The sequence below is a fragment of the Streptomyces sp. NPDC091412 genome, assembly GCF_044756885.1.
Lineage (GTDB): Bacteria > Actinomycetota > Actinomycetes > Streptomycetales > Streptomycetaceae > Streptomyces.
Genome location: NZ_JBIVTV010000018.1, coordinates 67947 through 94829, shown reverse-complemented (window position 1 = coordinate 94829; position 26883 = coordinate 67947). Strand labels below are relative to the sequence as shown.

Genomic DNA, 26883 nt, shown 5'->3' with positions numbered 1-26883 from the left:
GCGGGGCCGCCTGCGCCCGTCAGGCGAGGGTCACCTCCACCGGCAGCCTCTTGATGCCGTTGACGAAGTTGGAGCGGACCCGGGGCACGTCCCCTGCCAGACGGATGCCGGCCAGGCGCGGGACGAGCTCCTCGAACATGATCCGGATCTCGGTGCGGGCCAGGAGGTTGCCCAGGCACAGGTGCGGGCTGCCCTTGCCGAAGGTGACGTGGTCGTTGTTCCGCCGGGTGACGTCGAAGTCGTACGGGTTGCCGAAGACCTCCTCGTCACGGTTGCCGGAGGCGAACCACATGACCACCTTGTCGCCCTCCTTGATCCGCTTGCCGCCGAGTTCGGTGTCGCGGGTGGCGGTGCGGCGGAAGTGGTACACGGGCGAGGCCCAGCGCAGGAATTCCTCGACCGCGGTGGGGATCAGCGAGGGGTCCTCCTGGAGGCGGGCCAGCTGCTCGGGGTGCTGGAGCAGGGCCAGCATGGAGTGGCTGATGGTGTGGCGGGTCGTCTCGTTGCCCGCCACCACCAGCAGCAGGAAGTAGTTGTCGAAGTCCTGCGCCGAGAGCGGGACCCCGTCCCGCGGGGTGCCGTTGACCAGCCGGGAGACCAGGTCGGTGCCGTCGCCGCCGCGTCGCTGCCGGGCCAGCTCCCGGCCGTAGTCGAAGACCTCCAGGGAGGCGGGGGAGCGGAAGGGCAGGTCGCGGTACTTCTCGCTCTCCTCGCTGTGCAGGAGCACGTCGGCGTAGTCCGGGTCGGTGTTGCCGATGATGCGGTTGCCCCAGTCGATGAGCTGCTGGTTGTCCTCCGGGGGCACGTCGAGCAGCCGGGCCAGCACGTTGATGGGGAAGTCCGCGGAGACGTCCTTGACGAAGTCGAAGGTGCCCTTGGCCAGGGCCGCGTCCAGGGTGGTCGCGGTCAGGCCGCGCAGGAAGTCGCCGTAGCTGTTGATCACGTTCGCGCCGAACTGGCGCTGGATCAGGCTGCGCAGTGCGCGGTGGCGGACCCCGTCGAGTTCGAGGATGGAGGCGCGCTTCTTGATCTGGTCGTCGTCGACCTCCTCCAGGTTGACGAACCGGGTGGAGGTGAAGGTGTCGGCGTCGCGGTCGACGCGGGCGATGTCCGCGTGCCGGGTCACGCTCCAGAAGCCCGAGTTGGGCGCCTCCTCGGGCTGCCAGTGCACCGGGTCCTCGTGGCGCAGGGTGTGGAACATGCGCCAGGGGGTGACTCCGTCGGTGAAGTGGTCCAGGTCGGCGAGGTTCACGTCGGCCAGCGGCAGAGGCTCGCGGACGGCGTCGGACGGGGTCGGGGTGGTCATGGGCGGTGTCTCCTCGGCGTCACGGGGCTCGGTGCCGGCGGGGTCCGGCGTCAGGGGGCGGGGCGGCCCGGTGCCACGGGCGGGGCGGGCTCGGTCAGAGGTGGTAGGCGTACTCGGTGAACTCCCAGTCGGTGACGTGCCGTCCGAAGCGTTCGACCTCGTCGCGCTTGTAGGTGAGGTAGGAGGCGGTGAAGTCCTTGCCGAGGACGTCGGTCAGCGCGGTGTCCGCCTCCAGGGCGTCCAGCGCGGCGGACAGGGTGGCCGGGAGCATGGCGGACCGGTCGGTGTCGTAGCCGTATCCGTCCAGCGGGGCGGGCGGTTCCTCGCCGGCCAGGACGCCGAGCAGGGCGGCGGCCACGGTCCCGGCGATGAGCAGGTAGGGGTTGGCGCCGGCGTCGCCCAGGCGCAGTTCGAGCCGGGAGCCGGCGCCCCGCTCGGGCGGGATGCGGACCATGGCGCTGCGGTTGTCGAGGCCCCAGTCGATCAGCCAGGGGGCGAGGGTGTCCGGGCCGAAACGCTTGTAGGAGTTGACCGTCGGATTGGCCAGCGCGGCGAGCGCGGGCGCGTGGGCGAGGATGCCGGCGACGGCGTGCCGGGCGCTCGCGGACAGGCCGTACGGCGCCGCCGGGTCGTCGAAGACGTTGCCGCCGTCGTCGTCCTCGCAGGACAGGTGCAGATGGAAGCCGGAGCCTCCCGCGTCGTTGAACGGCTTGGCCATGAAGGTGGCCAGGCGCCCCTCCTTGCGGGCCAGCTCCTTGACCGCCGACTTGAAGCGGAAGGCCCGGTCGGCGGCCGACAGCGCCTCCGAGTGGGTGAGGTTGATCTCGAACTGGCCCCCGTCGAACTCGTGGTTTCCGCTGCTCACGCCGAGGTCGGCGGCGCGCAGCAGGCGCAGGGTGCGCAGCAGGTGGTTGTCGTCGTCGGCGCGCAAGCCCGCGGTGTAGACGACGCCCCGGGCCTCGCTGTAGCGGCGCCAGCCGCGCGGGGAGCCGGGCGCGGGCTCGCACAGGAAGTACTCCAGCTCGGGGCCGATCACCGGGTGCAGTCCGTGCGCGCGGCAGCGGTCGAGGACGGCGCGGAGCAGGTCGCGGGGTGACTCGGGGGCGGGCAGCCCGGTGGCCGGGTCGGTGACGTCGCCCAGGCAGCTCGCCACGCCGGGTTCCCAGGGCAGGGACACGAGGGTGTCGAGATCCGGTCGTACGCAGATGTCGGGCAGCCCCGCGTCCAGCCCGCCGGCGACTGGGACGACGTCGCCCTGCGGGCTGGTGTGGTAGACGGCGCGGCAGAAGGCCAGTCCGTGGTCGCAGGCCGAGGGCAGGTGCTCCAGCAGGACGTCCCGGGCGCGGTCGGTGCCGATGAGGTCGGGGTAGGTCACCCGGACCACGTCGACGCCCTCGGCGGCGAGCCGGTCCCGGTGCCGGCGGACGGATGGGGAGTCGGATGCGCTCACCGGAGTCTCCTCTGGGGAATGTGGGGCGCTTCCCAGGCCGGAGTGGGCGCTGGGAGAGGGGAAGAGGGGCGGCGCCGCACTGCGGGGAGGAGCAGGGGCCGCTCAACGTTTGGTGCCAAACGGTATGGACCCCCGTCACCTCGCCGCAAGAGGTTGGCCGCAAAAATTTATCCATCCGGATAGCTATTGACCAGGGTCCGGCCGCTTCCTATGTTGTTTGACGCCAAACGAGTTCGGGGTGCGGTGTCACCCACCCCGTTGGCCGGGGCCCGGCCGCATCCGGTCCGGGCCCCATTCCCTCCCAGCTCCCCCGCCCGACGCCCTCAGCACCAGGAGGACCGGCCATGAAGGTCGTCGTCGACATGAACAAGTGCCAGGACCACGGTCAGTGTGTCTTCGCCGCCCCCGACGTCTTCAGCTTCGACGACACCGGCCGTCTGGCCTACGTCGGAGACCCCGACGACGCGCTGCGCGACGAGGTCGAGGAGGCCGCCGACGTCTGCCCGCTCCAGGCCATCCGGATCGAGGACTGAGCCGTGCGCGCACCCGTCGTCGTGGCCGGCGCCTCCATGGCCGGTCTGCGTGCCGCCGAACAGCTACGGGCCGCCGGATACCCCGGCCCGATCACCCTGGTCGGCGAGGAACCCCACATGCCCTACAACCGGCCGCCGCTGTCCAAGGAGGTCCTGGCCGGCAAGGCGGCCTTCGAGTCGCTGGCCTTCAGGCCCCGTGCCGCGGTCGCCGACGCCGAATGGCGCCTGGGCACCAGGGTCGTCGCCGCCGACCTCGACCGCCGCCTCGTCGAACTCGACGACGGCGAGACCCTCTCCTACTCCGGACTCGTCGTCGCCACCGGGATGCGGCCCCGCCGCCTGCGCTGCCCCGGACCCCTGCGCGGACGGCACACCGTCCGAACGATCGACGACGCCCGCGAGCTGCGCGCGGCCCTGACCCGCCCGGGCGCCCGGGTGGTCGTGGTGGGCGCGGGCTTCATCGGCTGCGAGGTCGCCGCCACCGCCGTCGCCCTCGGCGCCGCCGAGGTGACCGTCGTGGACCCGCTGCCCCTGCCCATGGCCGCACCGCTCGGCGAACTGCTCGCCGGGGCCCTGCTGAAACGGCACGAGGAACGCGGAGTGCGCTTCGCGCTCGGCACCGGTGTGGCCGGCTTCGAGGGCTCGGACCAGGTCACCGGCGTGCTGCTCGGCGACGGGACCGTGCTCCCCGCGGACGTCGTGGTGGAGTCGGTCGGATCGGTCGCCAACACCGAGTGGCTCGACGGCAACGGCCTCGACCTCACCGACGGGGTGCTCACCGACGAGCACCTGCGCGTCGGTTCACGCCCCGAGGTGGTGGCGGTCGGCGACGTCGCCCGTTTCCCCAACGCCCGCTACGACGGCGTACCCCGCCGCGTCGAGCACTGGTCGATCCCCACCGACACCGCCAAGCACGCCGCCCGCGTGCTCGCCGCCCGCCTCGACGGCACCGACGCCGGCCTCGACGCGTTCGCGCCGCTGCCCACCTTCTGGAGCGACCAGCACGACTTCCGCCTCCAGTCCTTCGGCGCGCCCGGGCTCGGCCTCGGCGACGTACGGATCCTCGACGGCGACCCGGAGGGGGACGTGCTCGCCGGCTACCACACCGGCGGCCGCCTCGTCGGCGTCGTCGCCCTCGGCGGTCAGGCTGCGGCGGCCGCCGCCGCCCGCCACCGCGCGGAACTGCTCAAGCTGCCCGCCCTCACCGCGTAAGGAACGCCTGCCATGACCACCGTCCGCGGATTCTTCCACCCCAAGACGGCGACGGGCGCCTCGTCGCTGATCCCCTCCCCGCCGTGGCACTACTCCGGCGACCTGCTCACCGTCGAGTACCGCACCGACCCGGCACGCGTGCGCGAACTGCTGCCCGAGCCGCTGGAACTCGCCGACGACGACCCCGGCGCCGTGGCGCTGATCTGGGCCGACTGGCAGTCCTGCGCCGCTTCCGGCGAAGAGCTGCTCGACCCGGTGCGAGCCCAGTACAAGGAGGCCTTCGCCGTCGTCCGCTGCACGTACCGCGGGCAGACGTACACGCGGTGCGTCCACATCTGGGTCGACAAGGACTTCGCCATCGCCCGTGGGCTGCACCAGGGCTACCCGAAGAAGTTCGGCTCCATCCACCAGACCCGCCCGCACCCCTACGGGCCGGCCCCGCGGATCGAGGCGGGCGCCCGCTTCGGCGCGACGCTCGCCGCCGCCGACCGCCGTATCGCCCAGGCCGTGGTCACCCTGCGCGAGCCGTCCGACACCAACGGCTTCGTCAACGGCCACCCCATGGCCCACCACCGCTGGCTGCCGTCCGTCGAGAAGGGCAAGGGCCTCGCCCTGGACGAGCTGATCGAGTCCGGCGCCGCCTCCTTCGAGGGCGGGCAGCCGTGGGTCGGCGAAGCCGATCTGGAGCTGTTCGAGGCGCCCACCGAGGAACTGGCCCGGCTGGAGGTGCGCGAGCCCATCGCCGCGTACTACCGCCAGGTCGGCGTGGTGTGGGACGGCGGCCGCCTGCTGGAGTCCGGCACGTCCGGAGCCGAGTGACGCACCCGCAGACGAGACACCCTGGAGACCGGACATGACCGACACCCACACCATCACCGTCGCCTCAGTCGCCGTCGACACCCGGCACTGGATCGGCGGCGAACGCGTCGCCTCCGCGGGCACCTTCACCGACGTCTCGCCCATCGACGGCGCCGCGCTCGGCGAGATCTCCCGCGGTACCGCGAGCGAGGCCGCCGCGGCCGTGGCCGCCGCCAAGGCCGCCTTCCCCGCCTGGGCCGCCACCCCGCCCGCCGAACGCGCCCGCCTCCTGCACGCCATCGCCGACGGCGTGGAGAAGCGGCTCGAAGAACTCGCGATCGTCGAGACCACCGACAACGGTGCCCTGCTGCGCTCCCACCGCCGCGGTGTCATGCCGCGCGTCGCGCACAACTTCCGCTTCTTCGCCGACTGGCTGCTCCAGCTCGGCCACGAGGACTTCGAGACTCGCGGCCACACCAACCACGTCAGCTGGGACCCGGCCGGCCCCTGCGTGCTGATCACGCCGTGGAACGCGCCGCTGATGCTGGCCACCTGGAAGGTCGCCCCGGCCCTCGCCGCCGGCAACACGGTGATCCTGAAGCCCGCCGAGTGGTCCCCGCTGACCGCCTCGCTGCTCGCCGACATCGCCGCCGAGGCCGGGCTCCCGGCCGGCGTCCTCAACGTCGTCCAGGGCCTCGGCTCGGAGATCGGCGACGCGCTCACCTCGCATCCGGACGTGCGCCGGATCAGCTTCACAGGCTCTGTCCCGACGGCCAGGCGCATCTCCGCGTCGGCCGCCGCGAACCTCACCCCGCTCAGCCTCGAACTCGGCGGCAAGTCCCCGCTGCTGGTGTTCGCCGACGCCGACCTCGACCTCGCCGTGGACCTCGCGGTGGAGCAGTACGACAACGCCGGCCAGGTCTGCCTGGCGGGCACCCGGCTGCTGGTGGAGGAGTCGATCGCCGAGGAGTTCACCCGTCGCTTCAGGGAGAAGGCCTCCCGGCTGGTGCAGGGCGACCCGCGCGACGAGGCCACCGACATCGGCCCCAATATCCACCCCCGCCAGCTGGAGAAGATCGACGGCTTCGTGCGGCGGGCGCTCGCGGCCGGGGCCCGGGCCGTCATCGGCGGCCACCGGAAGGACGACCGGTTCTACGCACCGACGCTGCTGACCGACGTCGCCCAGGACTCGGAGATCGTGCAGGAGGAGGTCTTCGGCCCCGTGCTGACCCTCCAGACCTTCGGCACCGAGGAAGAGGCCGTCCGCCTCGCCAACGACACCCGCTTCGGCCTGGCCGCCACCCTCACCACCGGCGACCACGAGCGCGCCGAACGCGTCACCGCGCGGCTCGTCGCCGGCACCGTCTGGGTCAACTGCTTCTTCGTCCGCGACCTCCAGGCCCCCTTCGGCGGCTCCCGCCACTCCGGCGTCGGCCGGGAGGGCGGCACCTGGAGCTTCGACTTCTACTGCGACCTGAAGAACACCGTCACCGCCCCGGAGGGATGGAAGGACCATGGGTGAGATCGTCGGGGCGGGGCTGCTCGCCCACGTCCCCACCGTCGTACTGCCGAAAGAGACGCGGCTGGAGCTGAACGAGGGCAAGGAGATCACCCTCGTCACCGGCCTTCAGCAGCTGCGCGAGGACGTCTTCGCACGTGATGACGCCCACGCATACGACACTGTGGTGGTCCTGGACTCCCACTGGGCGACCACCGTCGAGTTCGTCGTCACCGCCCAGCACCGGCGCGCGGGCCTGTTCACCTCCGAGGAGCTGCCGCGCGGCATGTGCCGGATGCCCTTCGACTTCCCCGGCGACCCCGAACTCGCGCGAAACATCGCTTCGTTCGCCGACAAGCACGGCACCTGGATCACGGCGATCGACGACGAGTACCTGCCGATCTACTACGCCACCATCAACCTGTGGAAGTTCCTCGGCGAGGGACTGCCCGACAAGCGGTGGGTGACCATCGGTGTCTGCCAGACCGGCGACATGGAGGACCACCTGCGCCTCGGCCGCGCCCTCGCCGACGGCATCGCCGCCACCCCCGGCCGCCGGGTCCTGCTCATCGCCTCCGGTGCCCTGTCGCACACCTTCTGGCCGCTGCGCGAGCTGCGCGACCACGAGGCCAGCGACCCGGCCCACATCTTCACGCCCGAGGCCCGCGAGGCGGACCACGAGCGCATCGCCTGGTTCAAGGAGGGCCGCCACGACAGGGTCCTCGACACCATGGACGAGTTCTGGAGGTACAAGCCCGAGGCGAAGTTCTTCCACTACCTGATGATGGCCGGCGCGCTCGGCGAGCGGGCCTGCGTCGCCAGGGCCCGCCAGTACGGCGAGTACGAGAACTCCATCGGCACCGGCCAGGTCCACCTGTGGTTCGACCGCCCGGCCGAGGGCTGGACCGGCAGCGGTCTGCCCACGTCCACCGCCCCGCACCCGACCGCCTAGAAAGGCCCCTCATGCCCGAGTACCGCCGCATCCTGCTCGACGGTGCCGCCGTCCAGGTCACCGTCGACGGGGACGAGCTGGTCGCCGGGGACGGCCGCCGCGTCAAGACCGACGACGCGCAGCACCTGCCCCCGGTGGTCCCGTCCAAGGTGATCGCCGTCCACCTCAACCACCGCAGCCGGGTGGACGAGTTCCGGATCGGCCTGCCCGACACCCCGACGTACTTCCACAAGCCGACCTCCGCGCTCAACTCCCACAAGGGCGCGATCGTGCGCCCCGAGGGCTGCAAGTGGCTCAACTACGAGGGCGAGGTCGCCATCGTCATCGGCAGGACGGCGCGCAACATCTCGCCGGCCGAGGCGGGGGAGTACATCGCCGGGTACACGGTCGCCAACGACTACGGCCTGCACGACTTCCGCGACACCGACGCCGGTTCCATGCTGCGCGTCAAGGGCTCCGACACCCTCTGCCCGCTCGGCCCCGGCCTGGTCACCGACTGGGACTTCCACGGCAAGCGGCTGCGGACCTACGTCAACGGCGAGGTCGTCCAGGACGGTTCGACCGACGAGATGACCTGGGACATGCACTACCTGGTCGCGGACATCGCCCGCACCATCACCCTTCACCCCGGTGACGTGCTGCTCTCCGGCACTCCCGCCAACTCGCGTCCCGTCCGGCCGGGCGACGTCGTCGAGGTCGAGGTCGAGGGACTGGGCCGGCTCACCAACCACGTCGTCACCGGTCCGACCCCGATCCGGACCGACGTCGGCGCCCAGCCCACCGAGTCCGAGGAGGTGCTGTCCACCGCGCTCGGCGGCGACTGGGAATTCCGTGGCATCCGCCCACCACGCCGCTGAACGGCCCGTGCTCGATAGGGTCGGTGCCTTGACTTCTCCCCCTCCTGAAGGAGGGGGATTCTCACGGCTCGCGCTGTGAGGTTTTCTGCTTCGTCGCCGACTGCCCGTCCGGAGTTCTCCGTTGAGGTCTTACACCGGCTCCACAGACCGACGCCGCCAGCCCGGCGGCCAGGAGGTTCTCCGCCGCGTTCGCGTCCCGGTCATGGGTCGTCCCGCAGGCGCACGTCCAGGTACGGACGCTCAGCGGCATGCTCTCGGCGAGAGCGCCGCAGGCGGAGCACAGCCTGGAGGACGGGAAGAAGCGGTCGACCGCGATCACTTCCCGCCCGTACCAGGCGGCCTTGTACTCCGGAAGGCTCCTGAACTGAGACCATGCCGCATCACTGATGGCGCGGGCCAGGCTCCGGTTCTTGACCATGTTGCGCACGGTGAGGTCCTCGATCACGAGCGTTTGGTTTTCACACACGAGTCGAGTGGTCAGCTTGTGCAGGTGATCACGCCTGCGGTCGGTGATCCGGGCGTGGATCCTCGCGACCTTCAGCCGGGCTTTGCACCGGTTGGCGCCGTCGCCCCTGGCCTTGCGGGACAGCTCCCGCTGGGCCCTGGCCAGGCGGGCGCGGTCCTTGCGTTCGTGCCTCGGGTTGGCGATCTTCTCACCGGTCGAGAGGGTCAGCAGGTGGTCCAGTCCCACGTCGATCCCGACCGCCGCGTCCGCAGCCGGCAGCGGGCGCACGCTGGGGTCCTCGCACAGCATCGACACGAACCAGCGCCCCGCGCTGTCCTGGGAGACGGTCACCGTGGACGGGGATGCGCCCTCAGGCAGGGGCCGGGACCAGACGATGTCCAGCGGCCGGTCCATCTTGGCCAGCGTCAGCTGCCCGTCCCGGATCCGGAACCCGCTGGTGGTGTACTCCGCGCTCCTGCGCGACTTCTTGCGCGACTTGAACCGCGGGTACTTGGCCCGCTTGCCGAAGAAGCCTGTGAACGCCGCCTGCAAGTGTCGCAGCGCCTGCTGAAGCGGCACCGCGGACACCTCGCCCAAGTAGGCCAGTTCCTCGGTCTTCTTCCATTCAGTCAGCATCGCCGACGTCTGGTTGTAGTTGACCCGCTCCTGCCGCGCCCACGCCTCGGTACGGGCCGCGAGTGCCATGTTGTAGACCTTGCGCACACAGCCGAACGTGCGCGACAGCTCGGCTGCCTGCGCATCGGTCGGATAGAAGCGGTACTTGAACGCCCGCTTCACCTGAATGGCCGTCATACCTCACAAACTATCAAATCAGCCTGTGACGATCTGCTGGTATCCGGCTGGTGGACAACGAATCGCCCAGCGGCGATTCGCCATTCCCTGCCCTGCTCCGCAGGAGTCCGATTCCTCCCCTGCCTGAAGGCGGGGGTTTCCTCGGAGGTACCTCGATGACCGAGCCCGGACAGCCAGACGAGGCAGCGGAGTCCGGGGCACCCGCGGAGAGCACGGACCTCACGGCTCCCGGCAGCCCCGCCGCCCCCGCGCCCACCGCGGGGACGGGGGCGCCCGCCGGGTCTGCGGCTTCCGCTTCCGGGGTGAAGTCCGGTGAGGCCAACGGGATGGACCAGGCCGAGGAGTCCCATGAGGCCGCCGGGCCCGACCAAGCCGTAGAACCCTGTGAGGCCACCGGGCTTGATGCGGCCGTGGAGTCCGGCGCGCCCGCCGCAGCCGGTCCTGGCCGGCGGTCGCGCAAGCGCGTGCGGAACTACGGGGCCGGCCGGGACGCGCTGCTCGACGCCGCCGTGCGGGTGGTGGCCCGCGGCGGGCTGCGCAAGCTGACCTACCGGGCCGTGGCGCAGGAGGCCGGGGTCACGCACGGGCTCGTCGTGCACCACTTCGGCTCGCGTGACGCCCTGATCGAGGAGGCACTCGCCCACGCCGTGCGCTCCTCACTGAACAGCAGCGCGCTCGAACCCGGCACGGGCAGGGTCGCGGACTTCTCCGCCGGGCTGTCGGACATGGTGGAGTCCGGCCCGGACCTCCAGGCCTTCCAGTACGAGCTGCTGCTGGAGGCGCGCCGCCGTCCCGAGCTCATGCCGCACCTGCGCGCCCTGTACGAGGAGTATTTCGGCGCCACCCGGCGGGAGCTGTCCCAGATGCTCGCCCGGCCGGTCGACCGGGGCCTGTACCGGCTGGTCTTCGCGGCCCTGGAGGGCCTGGTCCTGCACCAGCTCGTGTTCGGCGAGCGCGAGGTCACCGAAGAGGCCCTCGCCCGGCTGCGCGAACTGCTCGGGCAGCTCGCCGCCGACCCCGACGAGGCCTGACCCGTACGCCGCACCGGCGCGGCCAGGGCCGTGGGCCACGGTGGCGCAGGAATCGCCGATCCGCACGGATTCCCCGCCCTCACCCCCTTGTCAAACGGATAGTTCCGCCCTCACGATGAGGCAACTCGTTTGGCCTGAAACGACCCTCCTTTCTCTGGCAGGTGATCCGAGTGGACAGTCAGACGGCCTCCGCGGAGCGGACCGTACGGGACACATCCACCGCAGCCACGCTCAAGCCCAATGCGCTGGGCGTTTTGGGCATCCTCTTCTTCGTCCTGTCCGCGCAGGCCCCCCTCACCGGGATCGCCGGGGCGGCCCCGATCTCCGTGGCCATCGGCAACGGAGCCGGCACACCCGCCGCCTATGTGCTCGCGGGCGCCATGATCCTGCTGTTCTCGGTCGGCTTCGTCGCCATGGGACGGCACGTCGTCGACGCCGGCGCCTTCTACACCTACATCGGCACCGGGCTCGGCCGTACCGCCGGAGCCGGCAGCGCGGGCCTCGCCCTGTTCTCGTACTGCGTCATCCAGGCGGCCATGTACGGGCTGTACGGCTCCATCGTCAGCGGACTGGTCGCCCACCACACCGGCCTGGACCTGCCGTGGTGGGTCTGGGCGCTGGCCACCATGGCCGTGGTGAAGGTGCTCGGGGCCGCCGGCATCGAGATGGGCGCCCGCGTACTGGCCGTCTTCGTCACCGCCGAGTTCAGCATCCTGCTGGTGTTCGGACTGGTCATGCTGTTCAAGGGCGGCGGGCCCGAGGGGCTCGGCGTGACCGACAGCTTCTCGCCGTCCGCGGCGCTCCGGGGCGCACCCGGGGTCGCCGTGATGTTCGCCGTCGCCTCCATGTTCGGCTTCGAGGCCACCGCGATCTACGGCGAGGAGGCGCGCGACCCCAGCAGAACCGTGCCGCGGGCCACCTACCTGTCCGTCGTCGTGGTCACCGGCTTCTTCGCGCTGACCTCCTGGATGCTGATCTCCGCCTACGGCGCCTCGAAGGCGTCGGCGGCCGCGGGCGAGGCGCTGGCGAGCGGGGACTCCACCGGCTTCGTCTTCGCGCCGATCGCCGCGGAGTTCGGCGGCTGGGTGAACCAGGTGCTGCCGATCCTGCTCGCCACCTCCCTGTTCGCGGGCATCCTCACCTTCCACAACTCCGCCAACCGCTACCTGTTCTCGCTCGGCCGCGACGGGCTGCTGCCGCCGGGCCTGTGCAGGCTCAACTCCCGCCACGCGCCCGCGGCCGCCGGCTGGGTGCAGACCGTGGTCGCCGTGGCCCTGGTCGTCCCGTTCGCGCTGACCGGCAAGGACCCGGTGCTGACCCTCTTCTCCTGGTTCAGCGGGGTGGCCGTCCTGGCGATGATGCTGCTCTACCTGCTGACCTCGGTGTCGGTGGTCGTCTTCTTCCGCCGCGAGCGCCTGGACAGCCGGGTGTGGAACACGCTCGTCGCCCCGGTGCTGGGCGTGCTGGGCCTGGCGGGCGCGATCTGGCTGATCCTCGTCAACTTCACGACCCTGATCGGCGGTTCGACCGGCACGGCCGTGTGCCTCACCCTCCTGGTGCCGGCGGTACTGGCGCTCGGCGCGGTCAACGAACGGGTCGGGCGACGGCGCGCGGCGACGCCGTAACCCCCTCACCCACTCTGAAACGACGCACGATCAACGTGGTCTGGAGGACCGCATGTCCGCTGTCACCCACGACGAATGGCTCCACCGGGCCAAGGAGTTCCAGCCCCCTCGGGCGCACCACATCGACGGCGCCGAGGAGCCCGGCGACGGCGCCTTCCGGGTCGTCTCGCCCCGGGACGGCCAGGTGCTGACCGAGGTCGCCGACGCCGGCCCCGCCGAGGTCGACGCCGCCGTGGCCGCCGCTCGCCGTGCCTTCGACAGCGGACCGTGGCCGCGGTGGGCGCCCGCCGACCGCGGCCGGGTCCTCCTGCGCATCGCCGATCTCCTCCAGGAGCGGCGTACGGACCTCGCCCTCGCCGTGAGCCTGGAGATGGGCAAGCCGGTCAGCGACGCCCACGACATCGAACTGCGCGCCGTGATCAACACCTTCCGCTGGTACGGGCAGCTCGCCGACAAGCTCACGGACGAGTCCCCGCACACGGCCGCGGACGCGCTCGCCCTGGTCACCCGGGAGCCGACCGGCGTCGTCGGCGCGGTGGTGCCCTGGAACTTCCCTCTCACGCTCGCCGGCTGGAAGGTCGCCCCCGCGCTGGCGGCCGGCTGCACCGTCGTACTGAAGCCCTCGGAGAACGCGCCGCTGTCCGCGCTGCTGCTCGCCCGGATCGCCACCGAGGCAGGGCTGCCGCCCGGGGTGCTCAACGTGGTGAACGGCGACGGGCCGGTGGCCGGGCGGGCCCTCGGCCTCCACCCGGACGTCGACGTGCTGGCGTTCACCGGTTCCACGGCCGTCGGCCGCCACTTCCTGCGCTACTCCGCCGACTCCAACCTCAAGCGGGTCTGGCTGGAGCTCGGCGGCAAGTCGCCGAACCTCGTCCTGCCCGACGCCCCCGACCTGGCGAGGGCCGCCGCCACCGCCGCCTGGGGCATCTTCTTCAACCAGGGCGAGATGTGCACCGCGCCCTCCCGGCTGCTCGTGCACTCCTCGATCGCCGAGGAGGTCACCGAGGCGGTCGTGGCACGGGCGCGCGAGCTGCGGGTGGGCGACCCCCTGGACCCCGCCACCGAGATGGGCGCCCTGGTCGGCGAGGCCCACCTGGGCCGTGTGCTGGACCACGTCCGGCAGGGCGCCAGCGACGGGGCCCGCCTGCGCACCGGCGGCCGGCGCATCCTGGCGGAGACCGGCGGTGTCTACGCCGAGCCCACCGTCTTCGACCGCGTCGACCCGCGCAGCCGGCTCGCCCGCGAGGAGATCTTCGGTCCGGTCCTGTCCGTGCTGACCTTCGACGGGATCGACGAGGCGGTCGCGCTCGCCAACGCCACCGAGTACGGTCTCGCCGCCGGCCTGTGGACCTCCGACCTGTCCACCGCGCACCGCGTCTCCCGCGCCCTGAGGGCCGGCACCGTCTGGGTCAACTGCTACGAGGAGGGAGACCTCACCGTCCCCTTCGGCGGCATGAAGCAGTCGGGCAACGGCCGGGACAAGTCCGTCCACGCCCTGGAGAAGTACACCGAACTGAAGACCACCTGGATCCAGCTGTGAGCCGAACCCCCGTGCGTCCCCTGATCGCGGTCCCCGCCCGCTTCTCCGCCACCACCTCCGCGCTGCGCTTCGCCGCCGAGGTCAACGCCCGCGCCCTGGTCGAGGCGGTGTGGCGGGCCGGCGGCGAGCCGGCCACCATCCACCCGGCGGACCCCGCCGGGCACGACGTCGCCGCGCGGCTCGCCCGCTTCGACGGCGTACTGCTGCCCGGCGGCGGCGACCTGGCGCCGCACCGGTACGGCGCCGCCGACGCCCACGACAGCGTGTACGACGTCGACGACCTCCAGGACGCCTTCGACCTTGAGGTGGCCCGCCGCGCCCTGGGGTCCGGACTGCCGCTGCTGGCGATCTGCCGCGGTCTCCAGGTGGTCAACACCGTGCTGGGCGGCACGCTGCACCAGGACATGGGCGGCCCCGGCCAGGACCACCGGCACGTCCGGCACCCCGTGTCCCTCGCCCCCGGCTCGGCACTGGCCCGGATCACCCGTGCCGACAAGGTGGAGGCCTCCTGCTACCACCACCAGCACATCGACCGGCTCGGCGAGGGCCTGACGGTCACCGCCCGGGCCGCCGACGGCACCGTGGAGGGCGTGGAGCGCGCGGACGGCACGGGCTGGTTCGTGGCCGTGCAGTGGCATCCCGAGGACACCGCGCACGAGGATCCGGCGCAGCAGCGCCTGTTCGACGCGCTGGTGGGAGCGGCCCGCGCCTGAGTACCCCGGCGCACCGGAGGCGGCGCGGCACGGGCTGGTTCGTGGCCGTGCAGTGGCATCCCGAGGACACCGCGCACGAGGATCCGGCGCAGCGGCGCCTGTTCGACGCGCTGGTGGGAGCGGCCCGCGCCTGAGTACCCCGGCGCACCGGAGGCGGCGCGGAACCCGACGGGTCAGCCCTTGGCGCGGCGTCCGCTGCGGCGCGGCGCCGGGTCCGCGCCGTCCAGCAGCGACCGGCGGCGTTCCTCGCCGTGCTCCTCGACCTGGAGGACCACACGCCGCAGCATCTCCGCCAGACCCCGGCACTCCTCGCCGCTCAACTGCGAGGTGACGAAGGCCTCTTCCTCGTTGAACTCCGGAAAGACCCGGCTCATGAACTCCTCGCCCTCGGCGGTCAGCGAGAGCAGGACGAGCCGTCCGTCGGTGGGGTGCCCGGTGCGGCGCAGCAGCCCGCGCGACTCCAGCGTGCGGGAGACGCCCGTCAGGGTGCCCTTGGAGATGCCGGCCTCCTCGGCCACGTGCCGGGTCTCCGACTCGCCCCACACCCAGACCACCCACAGCACGACGAACGCGGTCCAGGTGAGGTCCGAGCCGCGCAGCACCGAGTTCTCCAGGTGCTGGCGGACCGCGGAGGCGGCCCGGTAGATGTTGGCGACCGCCGCCATCTGCTCCCGGCGCACGCGGATGCCACCGAGCTTGGCCTGCGCGAGCTTCTCCGCCTCGGTGATGGAACGGTGGCCGGGCACGGGCACTCCCTCGCTCTGATCGCCGGGACCGGGCGGGCCGGTGCCGCCCGCCCGGTCATTCGGGCTCAAAGTGTACGGCGATCAGTTCCGGGGAGAGGCGCCCCTCCCTCGTGCCCGACCCGTCCTCAGCCTGTCTTCCAGCCCCAGGGCGTGTCCACGCGCGCCCACTCCTCGTCCCACTGGGCGAAGCGCCGGCGGTCGAGCCGGGTCCGGGCCAGCTTGGCACCGCCGAAGACGACGCCCACGGCGGTCGAACCCGCCCAGAGTCCGCCCAGGGTCGTCTGGAAGGCGATGTCGGCCCGTGAGGCGGGCGGCGGGACCAGCGTGCCCTGCCCGTTCGTCCACACCGTGACATGGGCGCCGGGTGTCGCGGAGACCGGGACCCTGGTCCGGCCCGTGCGCGCCGAGCCGTCGGCGTCCGTCCAGCGGACCGTCCCCCAGCCCAGGGAACTGCTCACCGGGCGGATCCCCCCGCGGGCCGCCTCCTGCGTCACCACGGCCGGCACGGGGTGGGTCTCGGCGCGGACCCGGTCCGCGGCCCGCTGCATCGCGCCCGCCGTCAGCACACCCGCGAGGACACCGCCGACCACGGCGAGGACCCAGGCGACGAGCAGGATCCACGCCTCCACCACGTCGCTGGTCCGCCTGAGCGGATTGCGCCGCCATCGCCACAGCCACACTCCCGCACGACGTGTCACCTTCGACACCCCCTCGTGAGCACCGACGGCCCCCACTGACCAGTGTGCCCCCAGGTGCGATCCATGGCTTCCGGGGAGCCCGGCGAGGGGGGCCGGGGCCGGTGGTACGGCCGTCCCCGCGCACGGACCACCGGTCCGCGCCGGACCTTCGGACACGGAACGGTTAAGGCTTTCTCGCGGGGCCGTTGCCATACGGTGAGCGCGCCATGATGGAGCCATGACGCTCGCCGCGCGCGCTCTCGCCCAGCTGGCAACCTGGCCCGATCTCACGGAGGCGGTGCCGAGCTGCGGCAGCGGGCAGGCGCTCAGCTCGGCGGGCGGGGAGATCGCCCACTTCCACTCCGGCCGGGACGTTGACCTCCACCTGACCGCCCGGGCGATCCGCCGCCTGGAGGGCGACCTGCGGCGCTTCGCCGCGGTCCGCGTGGTGCCGGGCTCCTCGTGGGTGACCATTCGCCTCGACGCCTCGGCCGACGTGGATCTGCTGATGAGCCTGATGAGTGTGGCGCTCAAGGCCCGCCAGGGGCGGCCGGACGACGGCCGGACCACACCCTGCGGCTGCAACGACGTCCGCGGCGTGGGCTTCGTGCGGATCTGACGTGGCGGCGGGACGGGCGACGTCAGACGGCCAGCACCCGCAGGCCCGCCTCCTCGAACGCGCGGATTGTCTCCGGCCCCGCCGCCGCGTCCGTGACCAGGGTGTCCACCGACTCGGCCGAGCAGATGCGGGCGAAGGCCCGCCGGCCCAGCTTGCTGGAGTCGGCGGCCACGACGACGCGCTCGGCGCGCTCGCACAGCAGGCGGTTGACGGCGGCCTCGGCCTCGTCGTGTGCCGCCGCGCCGTGCGCGACGTCGAAGCCGACCACTCCGAGCACCGCCACGTCGAGGGTGACCTGACTCAGCACCCCGTCCGCCAGCGGCCCGATGAGCTCGTACGACTGCGGCCGTGCGACCCCTCCGGTCAGCACGATCTTGAACTGGGGCCTGACGGCGAGCTCGTTGGCGATGTTGAGCGCGTTGGTCACCACGGTCAGCGCGGGGGAGCCGGACGCGAGGTCGGCGCGCACCGCCAGGGCACGGGCCACCTCCGTGGTGGTGGTGCCGCCCGTCAGGCCCACCGCCTCGCCGGGCGCCAGGAGATCCGCGACGGCCTTGGCGATGCGCTGCTTCTCGGAGGCGTGGCGGGCGGTCTTGTAGCGCAGCGGCAGCTCGTAGGAGACGCCGTGCACCACGGCGCCGCCCCGGGTGCGGACCAGCATCTGCTGCTCGGCGAGCTGGTCGAAGTCCCGCCGGATCGTCGCGGCCGACACCCCCAGTCCGGCCGCCGCCTCCTCGACGTCCAGCCGGCCGCGCTCGACGAGCAGCTCCAGCAGCGCCTTCCAGCGGGCGTCGCGTGACATCCGCCTCCTCCGTTCCCTGGGTTCTCCGTGACCTTAGCGCACTCGGCATTCCCCTGGATGCTTGATTTTGCTCGAAACTCGACGATATCTTGCATAAACACGCATCGCATTCACGCGCATCCGTGTCGAGCAGGAGGAGGGGCCATGAGCCATGTCGAGGACGAGCTGACCAGTCAGCCCGAGTGCTGGGCCCGCGTCGCGGCCGACGTCGCCGTCCATGGCCGGGCGCTGCCGGCCCAGGGCGAGCGGGTCGCGATCGTCGGCTGCGGCACGTCGTACTTCATGGCCCAGGCCGCCGCCGCGCTGCGCGAGGGTTCGGGACAGGGGGAGACGGACGCCTTCGCCGCCTCGGAGTTCCCCCGCGACCGCTCCTACGACCGGGTCCTCGCCCTCACCCGCTCCGGCACCACCACCGAAGTGCTCGACGTGCTGGGGGAGGTGAAGGGCCGCACCCGCACCACGGCGATCACCGCGGACCCCGAAACCCCCGTGATGGACGCGGCCGACGAGGTCGTGGTCCTCGACTTCGCGGACGAACGCTCCGTGGTGCAGACCCGGTTCGCGACCACCGCCCTCACCCTGCTGCGCGCCCACCTCGGACTGCACACCGACGAGGTCGTCGTCGACGCCCGCACCGCCCTGTCCGCTCCGCTGCCCGAACGGCTCGTCGACTGCACGCAGTTCACCTTCCTGGGCCGGGGCTGGACCGTCGGACTGGCCAACGAGGCCGGACTGAAGATGCGCGAGGCCTCGCTGTCCTGGACCGAGGCCTACCCGGCGATGGAGTACCGGCACGGCCCGATCAGCGTCACCACCGACGGAACGGCCACCTGGATGCTCGGCCGGGCACCGGAAGGGCTCGCCGAACAGGTCCGTGCCACAGGCGCGTTGTGGATCGAGGGCGCACTCGACCCGCTCGCCGAGCTGATCCGCGCCCAGCGGCTCGCCGTCGCCGTCGCCACGGCCCGCGGACTGGACCCGGACCAGCCCCGCCACCTCACCCGCTCGGTGATCCTGACCCCCTGACGCCCCGTCACCCGAACCGGTACCGGAAAGGACAGACCGTGCCGCTTGCAGCCACCGGCGAGCTGGTCGCCCACGCGGCCGCCGCGCGCTCCGCAGTCGCCGCCTTCAACATCATCACGCTGGAACACGTCGAGGCCGTCGTCGCCGGGGCCGAGGCGGCCGGCGTGCCGGTGGTCCTCCAGGTCAGCGAGAACGCCGTCATGTTCCGCTACGGACGGCTGCTGCCACTCGCCCGCGCCGCCGCCGCGGCGGCCGAACGCGCCACCGTACCCGTCGCGTTGCACCTCGACCACGTGCAGAGCGACGACCTGCTGCGCCAGGCGGCCGACGCCGGCTTCAGCTCCGTCATGTACGACGCCTCCCGGCTGCCGTACGCGCAGAACCTCGCCGCGACCAGCGCCGCCGCGGCCTGGGCACACGCCCAAGGGCTGTGGATCGAGGCCGAGTTGGGTGAGGTCGGCGGCAAGAACGGCGCGCCGCCGCTGGACGCCCACGCTCCCGGCGCGCGCACCGACCCCGCCGAGGCCCACGCGTTCGTCACCGGCTCCGGGGTGGACGCCCTGGCCGTGGCCGTCGGCAGCACCCACGCCATGACCGAGCGCACCGCCGCCCTCGACCACGACCTCATCAAGCGACTCGCCGGAGCGCTGGACGTGCCGCTCGTCCTGCACGGCTCCTCCGGCGTCCCCGACGGCGAACTGAGCGCCGCCGTCACCGGGGGCATCGCCAAGGTCAACGTCGGCACCGCCCTCAACCTCGCGATGACCGCCGCGATCCGCGACTTCCTCGCCGCCCACCCGGAGGCGGTCGACTCCCGCAAGTACCTCAGCGTGGGCCGCGAGGCGATGGTGGGGGAGGTGGAGCGGCTCATCGGCGTGATCGGCTCGCGCCGTACGGCACCTACCTCTTGACGGCCCGCAGCACCACGAACTTCGGGTCGCTCGCGACGAGCCGGCTGTTGCCGAACAGCCGGCGCAGCTTGACGTGGTAGCCGAGGTGGCGGTTGCCGATCACCCACAGCTCGCCGCCGGGGCGCAGCGCGCGCCGCGCCCCGGTGAACATCCGCCAGGCCGTCGCGTCCGTGGTCGCCTGGTGCGAGTGGAAGGGCGGGTTGTTCAGCACCAGGTCCACGCTGCCGGCCGGCACCCCGGCCAGCGCGTCGCCGACCCGGAACTCGGCCTGCCCCGGCACGCCGCTCGCCTGGTACGTCCCCTCCGCGGAGGCCACGGCCTGGAACGACTCGTCCGTGAACAGCACCTCGGCGCCGGGGTTCGCCAGCGCCAGCGCCGTACCGACGACGCCGTTGCCGCAGCCCAGGTCCACGACCCGGCGGCCGTCGCCGTCCGGCAGGTGCCGCAGGAAGAACCGGGTGCCGATGTCGAGCCGGTCGGCGCAGAAGACGCCCGCGTGGTTGACGACGGTCCGCCCGGAGGCGGCACCGATGCCGTCGGGCAGCGTGTAGGTGTGCGGCCACGGGTTCGCGGGCCGCTCCAGGGAGGGGTCCGGCGTACAGAGGATCAGGCGGGCCTTGCGCCGCGCGAGCGAGGTCCGGGTGGGTCCGAGGATGCGCTCGAACAGCGTCAGCGTGGAGGTGTGGATCTCCTTCACCATCCCGGTGCCGACGACGACCGTGCCCTCGTGCACCGCGGGCGCCAGGCGCAGCAACTGGTCCTCCAGCAGCGCCAGGCTCTTGGGCACCCGCACCAGCAGCACGTCGATCCGGCCGGGCGGGGGATCCTGCGTGGTCAGCAGGCGCACCGCGCCGGGCTCCGCGCCGCGCCGGGCGAGGTTCGCGCGGGTCGCCTCCTGCGTGAGGAAGGAGTCGGTGATCTGCGCCGGCCGGTGCGCGGCCAGCGCCGTGACCAGGGCGCCCCAGCGGTCGCCGACGACCACGACGGTCCCGGACAGGTCGGTCCCCTGCTCGTCGAGGTGCCCCAGCAGGTACTCGTCGGCGGTGTCCCAGGCCCGCAGCAGGTCACGGGGGTCCTGCGGGAACCGGGCGAGCTCCAGCTCGCCCCACGGTGTGGTCATACGGTCGTTCATGGCTCGTCAAGGCTAGCGGAGCCGCAGCTCACGGCGTGTCCGGCAGGATGGGAAGCATGGACGCCGAGCTGTTCCCGCGCGACCGCAGGCAGATCGCGCCGGGCGCCGTGCACCTGCCGGACTGGCTGGATCCGGCCCGGCAGCGCGCGCTGCTCGCCGCCTGCCGGGAGTGGGCCCGCCCACCGGCCGGCCTGCGCACGGTGCGCACTCCCGGCGGCGGCACGATGACCGCCCGGCAGGTCTGCCTGGGCCGGCACTGGTACCCGTACGGCTACGCCGACACCGCCGTCGACGGCGACGGCGCCCCGGTCAAGCCGTTCCCCGCGTGGCTGGACGAGCTGGCCCGCGGCGCGGTGACCGACGCGCTGGGCCCGCGCGCGGCCGGCCCGGCGCCGTACGACATCGCCCTGATCAACTTCTACGACGCCGAGGCGCACATGGGCATGCACCGCGACAGCGACGAGAAGTCCGGAGCGCCGGTGGTGTCGCTGAGCCTCGGCGACACGTGCGTGTTCCGCTTCGGCAACAGCGGGACCCGCACCCGGCCCTGGACCGACGTCGAACTGCGCAGCGGAGACCTGTTCGTGTTCGGCGGGCCGTCCCGCCTCGCCCACCACGGGGTGCCGCGCGTCCATCCGGGCACGGCACCAGCCGAGTTGGGGCTGACCGGCCGGCTGAACCTCACCCTCAGGGTGAGCGGCCTCTAGCCCGGCCCGCCGGACGAGTCGCTGGTCACCGGATGTACGGATCATGGGAGACTCGCCCCCATGAGCGGCAAGGCGGACCCCCGGACGGCGGGGGAAGGGAGCACCTCCAGGACCCGGCTGGACCGGGGGCGCGGCGCGCTCGGGCCCGCGTTGGAACTCGTGCACACCGGGCGCGCCCCGACCCGCGCGGTCCTCACCGCCGAGCTGGGCGTGACCCGGGCGACGGCCGGCGCGGTGGCCGCCGAACTGGAGGCGCTGGGCCTGATCCGGGTGGACGCCCGGCCCGGCGCGGCGGCCGGTTCCCAGGGGCGCCCCTCGCACCGCCTGGCGGTCGCCGAGGACGGGCCCGTCGCCCTCGCCGCGCAGGTGCACGCCGACGGATTCCGCGCCGCCCTGGTCGGCCTCGGCGGCCGGATCGTGGCGACCGCGCCCGGCCGCGGGACCGTCGACGCCGACCCGGCCGACGTGCTCGGCTCCGTCGTCGAGGCCGGCGCGGAGCTGCTCCGCACGACCGGCCGGCGCTGCGTCGGCGCCGGACTCGCCGTGCCGTCCGCGGTCGCCGAGCCGGAGGGCCTCGCCCTCAACCCGCTCCATCTGGCCTGGCCGGCCGGAGCACCGGTGCGGCGCATCTTCGCGCAGTGCGTGCGCGCGGCCGGAATCGCCGGACCGGCCTTCGCCGCCAACGACGTCAACCTCGCCGCGCTCGCCGAGCACCGGCACGGTGCCGGGCGCGGCGCCCGTGACCTGCTGTGCGTGGCGACCGGGCACCGGGGCGTGGGCGGCGCGCTGGTCCTCGACGGGCGGCTGCACACGGGCAGTTCGGGCCTGGCGCTGGAGGTCGGCCACCTCACCGTCAACCCCGAGGGCCGTCCCTGCCACTGCGGCAGCCGCGGCTGCCTGGACGTCGAGACGGACCCGCTGGCGTTCCTCACCACCGCGGGCCGCGAACCGGGCCCCGAGGTGTCCCTGCTGCGACAGGCCGAGGACCTGATCCGCGACCAGTACGACGACCCGGCCGTCCGCGGGGCCGTCGAAGCCCTCGTCGACCGCCTGGGTCTGGGCCTGGCCGGCCTGGTGAACATCCTCAACCCGGACCGGATCATCCTCGGCGGCCTGCACCGCACCCTGCTCGACGCCGCCCCCGACCGTCTGCGCGCCGTCGTCGCCGACCGCAGCCTGTGGGGCCGGAGCGGCGTCGTCCCGATCCTCTCCTGCACCCTCGACCACAACAGCCTGGTCGGCGCGGCCGAACTGGCCTGGCAGCCGGTCCTGGACGACCCGCTGGCCGCCCTGACCTGACCCGGCCCGGCGCCCCCCCCGTACTTCCCGCGCGGTAGCCCGCGGCTCCCCACCCGCCGGACCGCGGGCCCGCGCCGGATCCGTCCCGCACGCCGGGGCGGGCCGGACGGAGCAGCCGCGGCACGCCCCCGTACTCCCCGGGAGGTAGCCGCACTGCCGCTGGCCGTACGACGACCCGGAGCCCCTCCCCGAGCCACTGTCGACGCAGCACCGGAGAACTTCTCCGCAGCCTCTCGGCAGACCCCTCGAGGGAGATGAACCAAGATGCAGACCCTGGCGAACTGGGACGGCGGCCCCGGGCCGTGGATCCTCTTCTTCCCGCTGTTCTGGGCGGCCGTCGTCGTCGGCGCCGTCACCCTGCTGCGCCGTACCGCCCGGCGCGGCCGCGGCGCCCCCTGGCGCGGCATGGACACCGGGCCCTGGCGCGGCCCGGACGGGCGCCCCGCCGCCGACTCGCCGCTCGCCGTCCTCGGCCGCCGCTTCGCCTCCGGTGAGATCGACGAGGACGAGTACTGGCGCCGGCTGTCGGTGCTGGAGGAGCAGTTCGGCCGCACCGGCGGTGCCCGGTGACCACCACGCCCGCCTCCACCGCCTCTTCCACCACATCCGCCACCAGGACGGCCGCGCGGGTCGTCGACGCCGTGAAGGTCCACGGCGCCGGTGACACCGCCGTACGGGCCCTGGACGGCGTGAGCGTCGGCTTCCCGGCCGGGCGCTTCACCGCGATCATGGGGCCCTCGGGCTCCGGAAAGTCCACCCTGATGCACTGCGCGGCCGGGCTCGACACGCTCACCTCCGGCAGCGCGTTCATCGGCGACACCGAACTGGGCGGCCTCGACGACCGCCGGCTGACCCTGCTGCGCCGCGACCGCGTCGGCTTCGTCTTCCAGGCGTTCAACCTGGTGCCGACCCTGACCGTCGCCGAGAACATCACGCTGCCCCTCGATCTGGCGGGCCGGCGGGGCGATCCCGAGTGGATCGACGCGCTGGTCGAGGTCGTCGGCCTGCGTGACCGCCTGCACCACCGGCCCGCCGAACTCTCCGGCGGACAGCAGCAACGCGTCGCGGTGGCCCGCGCGTTCGCCGCCCGCCCGGACGTCGTCTTCGCCGACGAGCCCACCGGCAACCTCGACTCCCGCTCGGGCCAGGAGGTGCTCGGCCTGCTCGGCCGCGCGGTGCGGCAGACGGACCGCACGGTCGTCATGGTCACCCACGACCCGGTCGCCGCCGCCCACGCCGACGAGGTGCTCTTCCTCGCCGACGGACGCCTGGTCGACCGTATGGAGTCCCCGACCGCCGACCGGGTCCTGGACCGGATGAAGGCCTTCGAGGTGCGGACGTGAACGCCTCCCTCCGCCTGAGCCTCTCCTCCCTGCGGGCCCACCGGCGGCGCTTCGCCGGCACCTTCCTCGCCGTGTTCCTCGGCGTCGCCTTCCTGGCCGGGACCCTGGTCATGGGCGACACCCTGCGCGCCAGTTTCGACTCCATGTTCGGCAAGGCGACCGACGGCACGGACGCCGTCGTCCGCAGCGCCGACGTCATCACCGCGGCCGGCGAGGGCCAGGGCGTACGCCGGCCGGTGGACACCGCGCTGGTGAGGACCATCGAGCGGCTGCCCGGGGTCGCGGCCGCCGCCCCGGACATCCAGGGTGCGGGCCAGCTCCTGGGCCGCGACGGCGAGCCCGTCGGCGGCCAGGGTCCGCCCACCCTCGCCGGCAACTGGATCAACGACCCGAAGCTCAATCCGTACCGGCTCGCCGAGGGGCGCGCCCCCGCGAAGTCCGGCGAGGCCGTCGTCAACCGCGGCGCCGCGAAGAAGGGCGGCCTGCGGATCGGCGACACCACGACGCTGCGCACCCCCGACCCCGTCGAGGTGACGATCGTGGGACTGGCGACCTTCGGCGGCGAGGACGGCATGGCGCAGGTGACCTTCACCGGACTGACCCGGGCCGACGCCGAGAAGTACCTGACCGCCCGGCCCGGAGAGGCGGCGAGCATCGGGGTCCGGGCCGGACCCGGGGTGAGCCGGGCCGAGCTGGTGCGGCGGCTGACTCCCGCACTGCCCAAGGGCGTCGAGGCGGTCACCGGCCAGGAGGCCGCGCGGGAGAACACCGACATGGTCTCCAGCCAGTTCCTGACCGTCTTCACCACGTTCCTGCTGGTGTTCTCGGGCGTGGCGCTGCTGGTGGCGACCTTCTCCATCCACAACACGTTCGCGATCGTCGTCGCCCAGCGCACCCGCGAGAACGCGCTGCTGCGGGCGTTGGGCGCCTCCCGCCGGCAGGTCACCGCCGCCACCCTCGTGGAGGCGAGCGCCGTCGCCCTGACCGCGTCCGCCGCCGGGCTGGCGGGCGGCATCGGGATCGCCGCCGGGCTCCAGGCGCTGTTCCCGGCGATCGGATTCCCCTTCCCGGAGGGCAGCCTGGTCGTCCGGCCGCTGTCGATGGCACTGCCGCTGGTGGTCGGTGTCGTGGTCTGTCTCGGCTCCGCGCTGACGCCCGCCGTACGGGCCGGCCGCACCGCGCCCATGGCCGCGTTGCGGGAGACGGCCGTCGACACCTCCGGCGCCTCCCGCCCGCGTGCCGTGGCGGGAGCGGTCCTCGCGGCGACGGCCGTCGCCGCGACCCTCGCCGGTGTCCTGGTCTCCCCGTCCGTATGGGCGGCCGGAGTCGGCGCCGTCCTCGCCCTGGCCGCCTTCGTGGTGCTCGGCCCGGTCGCCTCCGCCACCGCCGTACGCCTGCTCGGCAGCCCCCTCGGCCGGCTGCGCGGCATCACCGGCGGTCTGGCTCGGCGCAACGCGCTGCGCAGCCCGAAGCGCACCGCGGCCACCGCGAGCGCGCTGATGATCGGGGTCGCCGTGGTGTCGCTGTTCACGGTCTTCGGCGCCTCGCTCAAGGCCACGATGGACCAGACCGTCTCCCGGTCGTTCGCGGGCGACCTCGCCGTGAGCACCCCGTCCTTCGGCGCCGGCGGCAGCGGCCTGAGCCCCCGGCTGGCCGGAGCGATCCAGCGGCTGCCCGAGGTGGACACGGCCGTCGGACTCGGCCGGGGCGTCGCCGAGGTCGACGGCGAGGGGAGGGCCCTGACCGTCACCGACCCGGTCGCGCTCGCCCGGACCTTCGACCTCGGAACCGTGGACGGCTCCCTGAACGGCCTGGGCACCGACGGCCTCGCCGTCACCCGTGACGAGGCCGACCGGCGGGGCCTGACGACGGGGGACCGGGCACGGCTCACCTTCGCCGACGGCACCACGCGGACCTTCACCGTCCGCGCGGTCTACGGCCGGTCCGAACTCGCCGGCGACTACGTCGTCAGCCGCTCCGCCTGGGCTCCGCACCGCACCCAGGACTCCGACAGGCTCGTCGCCGTCTCCCTCCGGCCCGGCGTGAGCGTGCAGTCGGGCAAGGCAGCCGTCGAGCGGGTCGCCGCCCGGTACGGCGACCCGCAGGTGCAGACCCGCGACGAGTACGCGCAGTCCTCGGCGGCCGGGATCGACATGATGCTCACCCTGGTCTACGCGCTGCTCGCCCTCGCGGTGTTCATCGCACTCCTCGGCATCGCCAACACCCTCACCCTGGCGATCCACGAGCGGACCCGCGAACTCGGCCTGCTCAGGGCCGTCGGCCAGACCCGGTCCCAGCTGCGGGCCATGGTCCGCTGGGAATCGGTCCTGGTCGCCGCGTTCGGCACGGCGGGCGGACTCGCTCTGGGCGCCTTCCTCGGCTGGGTGCTGGTGAAGGCGTCCGACGGCGAGAGCGGCACCTCGTTCGCCTTCGCGGTACCGCCGGCGCAGCTGCTCGTGGTGGCACTGGTGGGGATCGCGGCGGGCGGGCTCGCGGGGCTGCGCCCGGCCCGGCGCGCCGCCCGCCTGGACGTGCTGAGGGCCATCGCCACCGAGTGAGCACCGGGGCTGGGGGGCCGGGGGCACTGTGACTCCGGCCCTGCGGTTACTGCGACTCCGATCCCGGCAGTTACCGGCCCGGCGGTCTCCGCTGGTCTCCGGCCCCCGGCGGCCACCGCGGGACTCCGGCCCGGCGGTTACTGCGACTCCGGTCCCGGCGGTCACCGGCCTGGCGGCCACCGCCGGGCTGCGGCACACCACCGGGCGGTGGCCGCCGGGTTGCGGCACACCGCCGGGCGGTGACCGGACGGCAACCCGGTCACCGCCCAGGACCCGTCACCGCCCAGGAC

Annotated in this window: 25 protein-coding genes; 18 read left to right on the top strand and 7 right to left on the bottom strand. The window is 73.2% G+C overall.

Annotated elements, in window-relative coordinates; translation table 11 throughout:
• Positions 1-19 precede the first annotated feature (19 nt).
• The gene (locus tag ACIQMV_RS31535) at positions 20-1306 is read right to left on the bottom strand and encodes a cytochrome P450 (RefSeq protein WP_402596629.1); all 1287 of its coding nucleotides are present in this window, start codon (positions 1304-1306) and stop codon (positions 20-22) included.
• Between the two features lie 94 nt (positions 1307-1400).
• Positions 1401-2756, bottom strand: coding sequence for a glutamine synthetase family protein (locus ACIQMV_RS31530; protein ID WP_402596628.1), 1356 nt, complete (start codon positions 2754-2756; stop codon positions 1401-1403).
• Between the two features lie 344 nt (positions 2757-3100).
• On the opposite strand from ACIQMV_RS31530, the gene ACIQMV_RS31525 reads away from it, so the two are divergent.
• From ACIQMV_RS31525 to ACIQMV_RS31500, 6 genes are read left to right on the top strand one after another with little or no spacing between them, the layout of a single operon-like run.
• Positions 3101-3289, top strand: coding sequence for a ferredoxin (locus tag ACIQMV_RS31525; RefSeq protein ID WP_141363829.1), 189 nt, complete (start codon positions 3101-3103; stop codon positions 3287-3289).
• Positions 3290-3292: 3 nt separating this feature from the next.
• Positions 3293-4501: an NAD(P)/FAD-dependent oxidoreductase gene (locus tag ACIQMV_RS31520; protein WP_402596627.1), complete on the top strand. Its 1209-nt coding sequence runs from the start codon at positions 3293-3295 to the stop codon at positions 4499-4501.
• 12 nt (positions 4502-4513) lie between these two features.
• On the top strand, positions 4514-5320 hold the full coding sequence (locus ACIQMV_RS31515; protein ID WP_141363833.1) for an acetoacetate decarboxylase family protein: 807 nt from the start codon (positions 4514-4516) through the stop codon (positions 5318-5320).
• Between the two features lie 34 nt (positions 5321-5354).
• Entirely contained in the window at positions 5355-6821 is a 1467-nt protein-coding gene (locus ACIQMV_RS31510; RefSeq protein WP_402596626.1) for an aldehyde dehydrogenase, read from the top strand.
• Positions 6814-7749, top strand: coding sequence for a 3,4-dihydroxyphenylacetate 2,3-dioxygenase (locus ACIQMV_RS31505; RefSeq protein WP_402596625.1), 936 nt, complete (start codon positions 6814-6816; stop codon positions 7747-7749). Before ACIQMV_RS31510 ends, ACIQMV_RS31505 begins: the two co-directional genes overlap by 8 nt.
• A gap of 11 nt (positions 7750-7760) precedes the next feature.
• The gene (locus ACIQMV_RS31500; RefSeq protein ID WP_401778790.1) at positions 7761-8606 is read left to right on the top strand and encodes a fumarylacetoacetate hydrolase family protein; all 846 of its coding nucleotides are present in this window, start codon (positions 7761-7763) and stop codon (positions 8604-8606) included.
• A 61-nt stretch (positions 8607-8667) separates the two neighbouring features.
• Here the strand turns inward: ACIQMV_RS31500 and ACIQMV_RS31495 are convergent, their stop codons facing one another.
• Positions 8668-9864, bottom strand: a complete 1197-nt coding sequence (locus ACIQMV_RS31495) for an RNA-guided endonuclease InsQ/TnpB family protein (RefSeq protein WP_402596624.1) — start codon at positions 9862-9864, stop codon at positions 8668-8670.
• A 410-nt stretch (positions 9865-10274) separates the two neighbouring features.
• Here ACIQMV_RS31495 and ACIQMV_RS31490 point away from each other — a divergent pair, with 410 nt between their 5' ends.
• The 4 genes from ACIQMV_RS31490 (at position 10275) to ACIQMV_RS31475 (ending at position 14773) form a co-directional block, all read left to right on the top strand.
• Positions 10275-10895 carry a TetR/AcrR family transcriptional regulator gene (locus ACIQMV_RS31490; protein ID WP_253266457.1) on the top strand — a complete coding sequence of 207 codons (621 nt, stop codon included), beginning with the start codon at positions 10275-10277 and terminating at the stop codon, positions 10893-10895.
• A 170-nt stretch (positions 10896-11065) separates the two neighbouring features.
• Entirely contained in the window at positions 11066-12520 is a 1455-nt protein-coding gene (locus ACIQMV_RS31485) for an APC family permease (protein WP_402596623.1), read from the top strand.
• A gap of 52 nt (positions 12521-12572) precedes the next feature.
• Entirely contained in the window at positions 12573-14060 is a 1488-nt protein-coding gene (locus ACIQMV_RS31480; RefSeq protein ID WP_402596622.1) for an aldehyde dehydrogenase, read from the top strand.
• Positions 14057-14773 carry a gamma-glutamyl-gamma-aminobutyrate hydrolase family protein gene (locus ACIQMV_RS31475; RefSeq protein ID WP_402596621.1) on the top strand — a complete coding sequence of 239 codons (717 nt, stop codon included), beginning with the start codon at positions 14057-14059 and terminating at the stop codon, positions 14771-14773. Before ACIQMV_RS31480 ends, ACIQMV_RS31475 begins: the two co-directional genes overlap by 4 nt.
• Before the next feature lie 173 nt (positions 14774-14946).
• Here the strand turns inward: ACIQMV_RS31475 and ACIQMV_RS31470 are convergent, their stop codons facing one another.
• A complete protein-coding gene (locus ACIQMV_RS31470) occupies positions 14947-15519 on the bottom strand; it encodes a MarR family winged helix-turn-helix transcriptional regulator (RefSeq protein ID WP_141363847.1) in 573 nt (190 codons plus the stop codon).
• 125 nt (positions 15520-15644) lie between these two features.
• Positions 15645-16217 carry a hypothetical protein gene (locus tag ACIQMV_RS31465; RefSeq protein ID WP_402596620.1) on the bottom strand — a complete coding sequence of 191 codons (573 nt, stop codon included), beginning with the start codon at positions 16215-16217 and terminating at the stop codon, positions 15645-15647.
• 217 nt (positions 16218-16434) lie between these two features.
• Here ACIQMV_RS31465 and ACIQMV_RS31460 point away from each other — a divergent pair, with 217 nt between their 5' ends.
• Complete coding sequence (locus ACIQMV_RS31460; protein ID WP_172633086.1) at positions 16435-16815, top strand: luciferase family protein; 381 nt, start codon at positions 16435-16437, stop codon at positions 16813-16815.
• A gap of 22 nt (positions 16816-16837) precedes the next feature.
• Here ACIQMV_RS31460 and ACIQMV_RS31455 read toward each other — a convergent pair whose 3' ends face one another.
• Positions 16838-17617, bottom strand: coding sequence for a DeoR/GlpR family DNA-binding transcription regulator (locus ACIQMV_RS31455; protein WP_141363849.1), 780 nt, complete (start codon positions 17615-17617; stop codon positions 16838-16840).
• 144 nt (positions 17618-17761) lie between these two features.
• Between ACIQMV_RS31455 and ACIQMV_RS31450 the strand changes: the two genes are divergently transcribed.
• Both ACIQMV_RS31450 and ACIQMV_RS31445 read left to right on the top strand, forming a co-directional pair.
• The gene (locus ACIQMV_RS31450; RefSeq protein WP_402596619.1) at positions 17762-18643 is read left to right on the top strand and encodes an SIS domain-containing protein; all 882 of its coding nucleotides are present in this window, start codon (positions 17762-17764) and stop codon (positions 18641-18643) included.
• A gap of 38 nt (positions 18644-18681) precedes the next feature.
• Positions 18682-19554 (top strand): ketose-bisphosphate aldolase, encoded by an 873-nt coding sequence (locus ACIQMV_RS31445; protein ID WP_402596618.1) that lies wholly within the window; start codon positions 18682-18684, stop codon positions 19552-19554.
• Here ACIQMV_RS31445 and ACIQMV_RS31440 read toward each other — a convergent pair.
• Positions 19544-20674 (bottom strand): methyltransferase, encoded by a 1131-nt coding sequence (locus ACIQMV_RS31440; protein ID WP_402596669.1) that lies wholly within the window; start codon positions 20672-20674, stop codon positions 19544-19546. The two genes, ACIQMV_RS31445 and ACIQMV_RS31440, sit on opposite strands and share 11 nt — an antisense overlap.
• A gap of 68 nt (positions 20675-20742) precedes the next feature.
• Between ACIQMV_RS31440 and ACIQMV_RS31435 the strand changes: the two genes are divergently transcribed.
• The 5 genes from ACIQMV_RS31435 to ACIQMV_RS31415 all read left to right on the top strand — a co-directional run bounded on the left by ACIQMV_RS31435 (position 20743) and on the right by ACIQMV_RS31415 (position 26593).
• Entirely contained in the window at positions 20743-21393 is a 651-nt protein-coding gene (locus ACIQMV_RS31435) for an alpha-ketoglutarate-dependent dioxygenase AlkB family protein (RefSeq protein ID WP_402596617.1), read from the top strand.
• Positions 21394-21453: 60 nt separating this feature from the next.
• On the top strand, positions 21454-22692 hold the full coding sequence (locus ACIQMV_RS31430) for an ROK family protein (RefSeq protein WP_141363857.1): 1239 nt from the start codon (positions 21454-21456) through the stop codon (positions 22690-22692).
• A gap of 264 nt (positions 22693-22956) precedes the next feature.
• The gene (locus ACIQMV_RS31425) at positions 22957-23262 is read left to right on the top strand and encodes an SHOCT domain-containing protein (RefSeq protein WP_361420738.1); all 306 of its coding nucleotides are present in this window, start codon (positions 22957-22959) and stop codon (positions 23260-23262) included.
• Positions 23259-24035: an ABC transporter ATP-binding protein gene (locus ACIQMV_RS31420; protein WP_141363861.1), complete on the top strand. Its 777-nt coding sequence runs from the start codon at positions 23259-23261 to the stop codon at positions 24033-24035. Before ACIQMV_RS31425 ends, ACIQMV_RS31420 begins: the two co-directional genes overlap by 4 nt.
• Positions 24032-26593, top strand: a complete 2562-nt coding sequence (locus ACIQMV_RS31415) for an ABC transporter permease (RefSeq protein ID WP_402596616.1) — start codon at positions 24032-24034, stop codon at positions 26591-26593. The genes ACIQMV_RS31420 and ACIQMV_RS31415 overlap by 4 nt, the downstream gene beginning before the upstream one ends.
• The last annotated feature ends 290 nt before the right edge of the window (positions 26594-26883 follow it).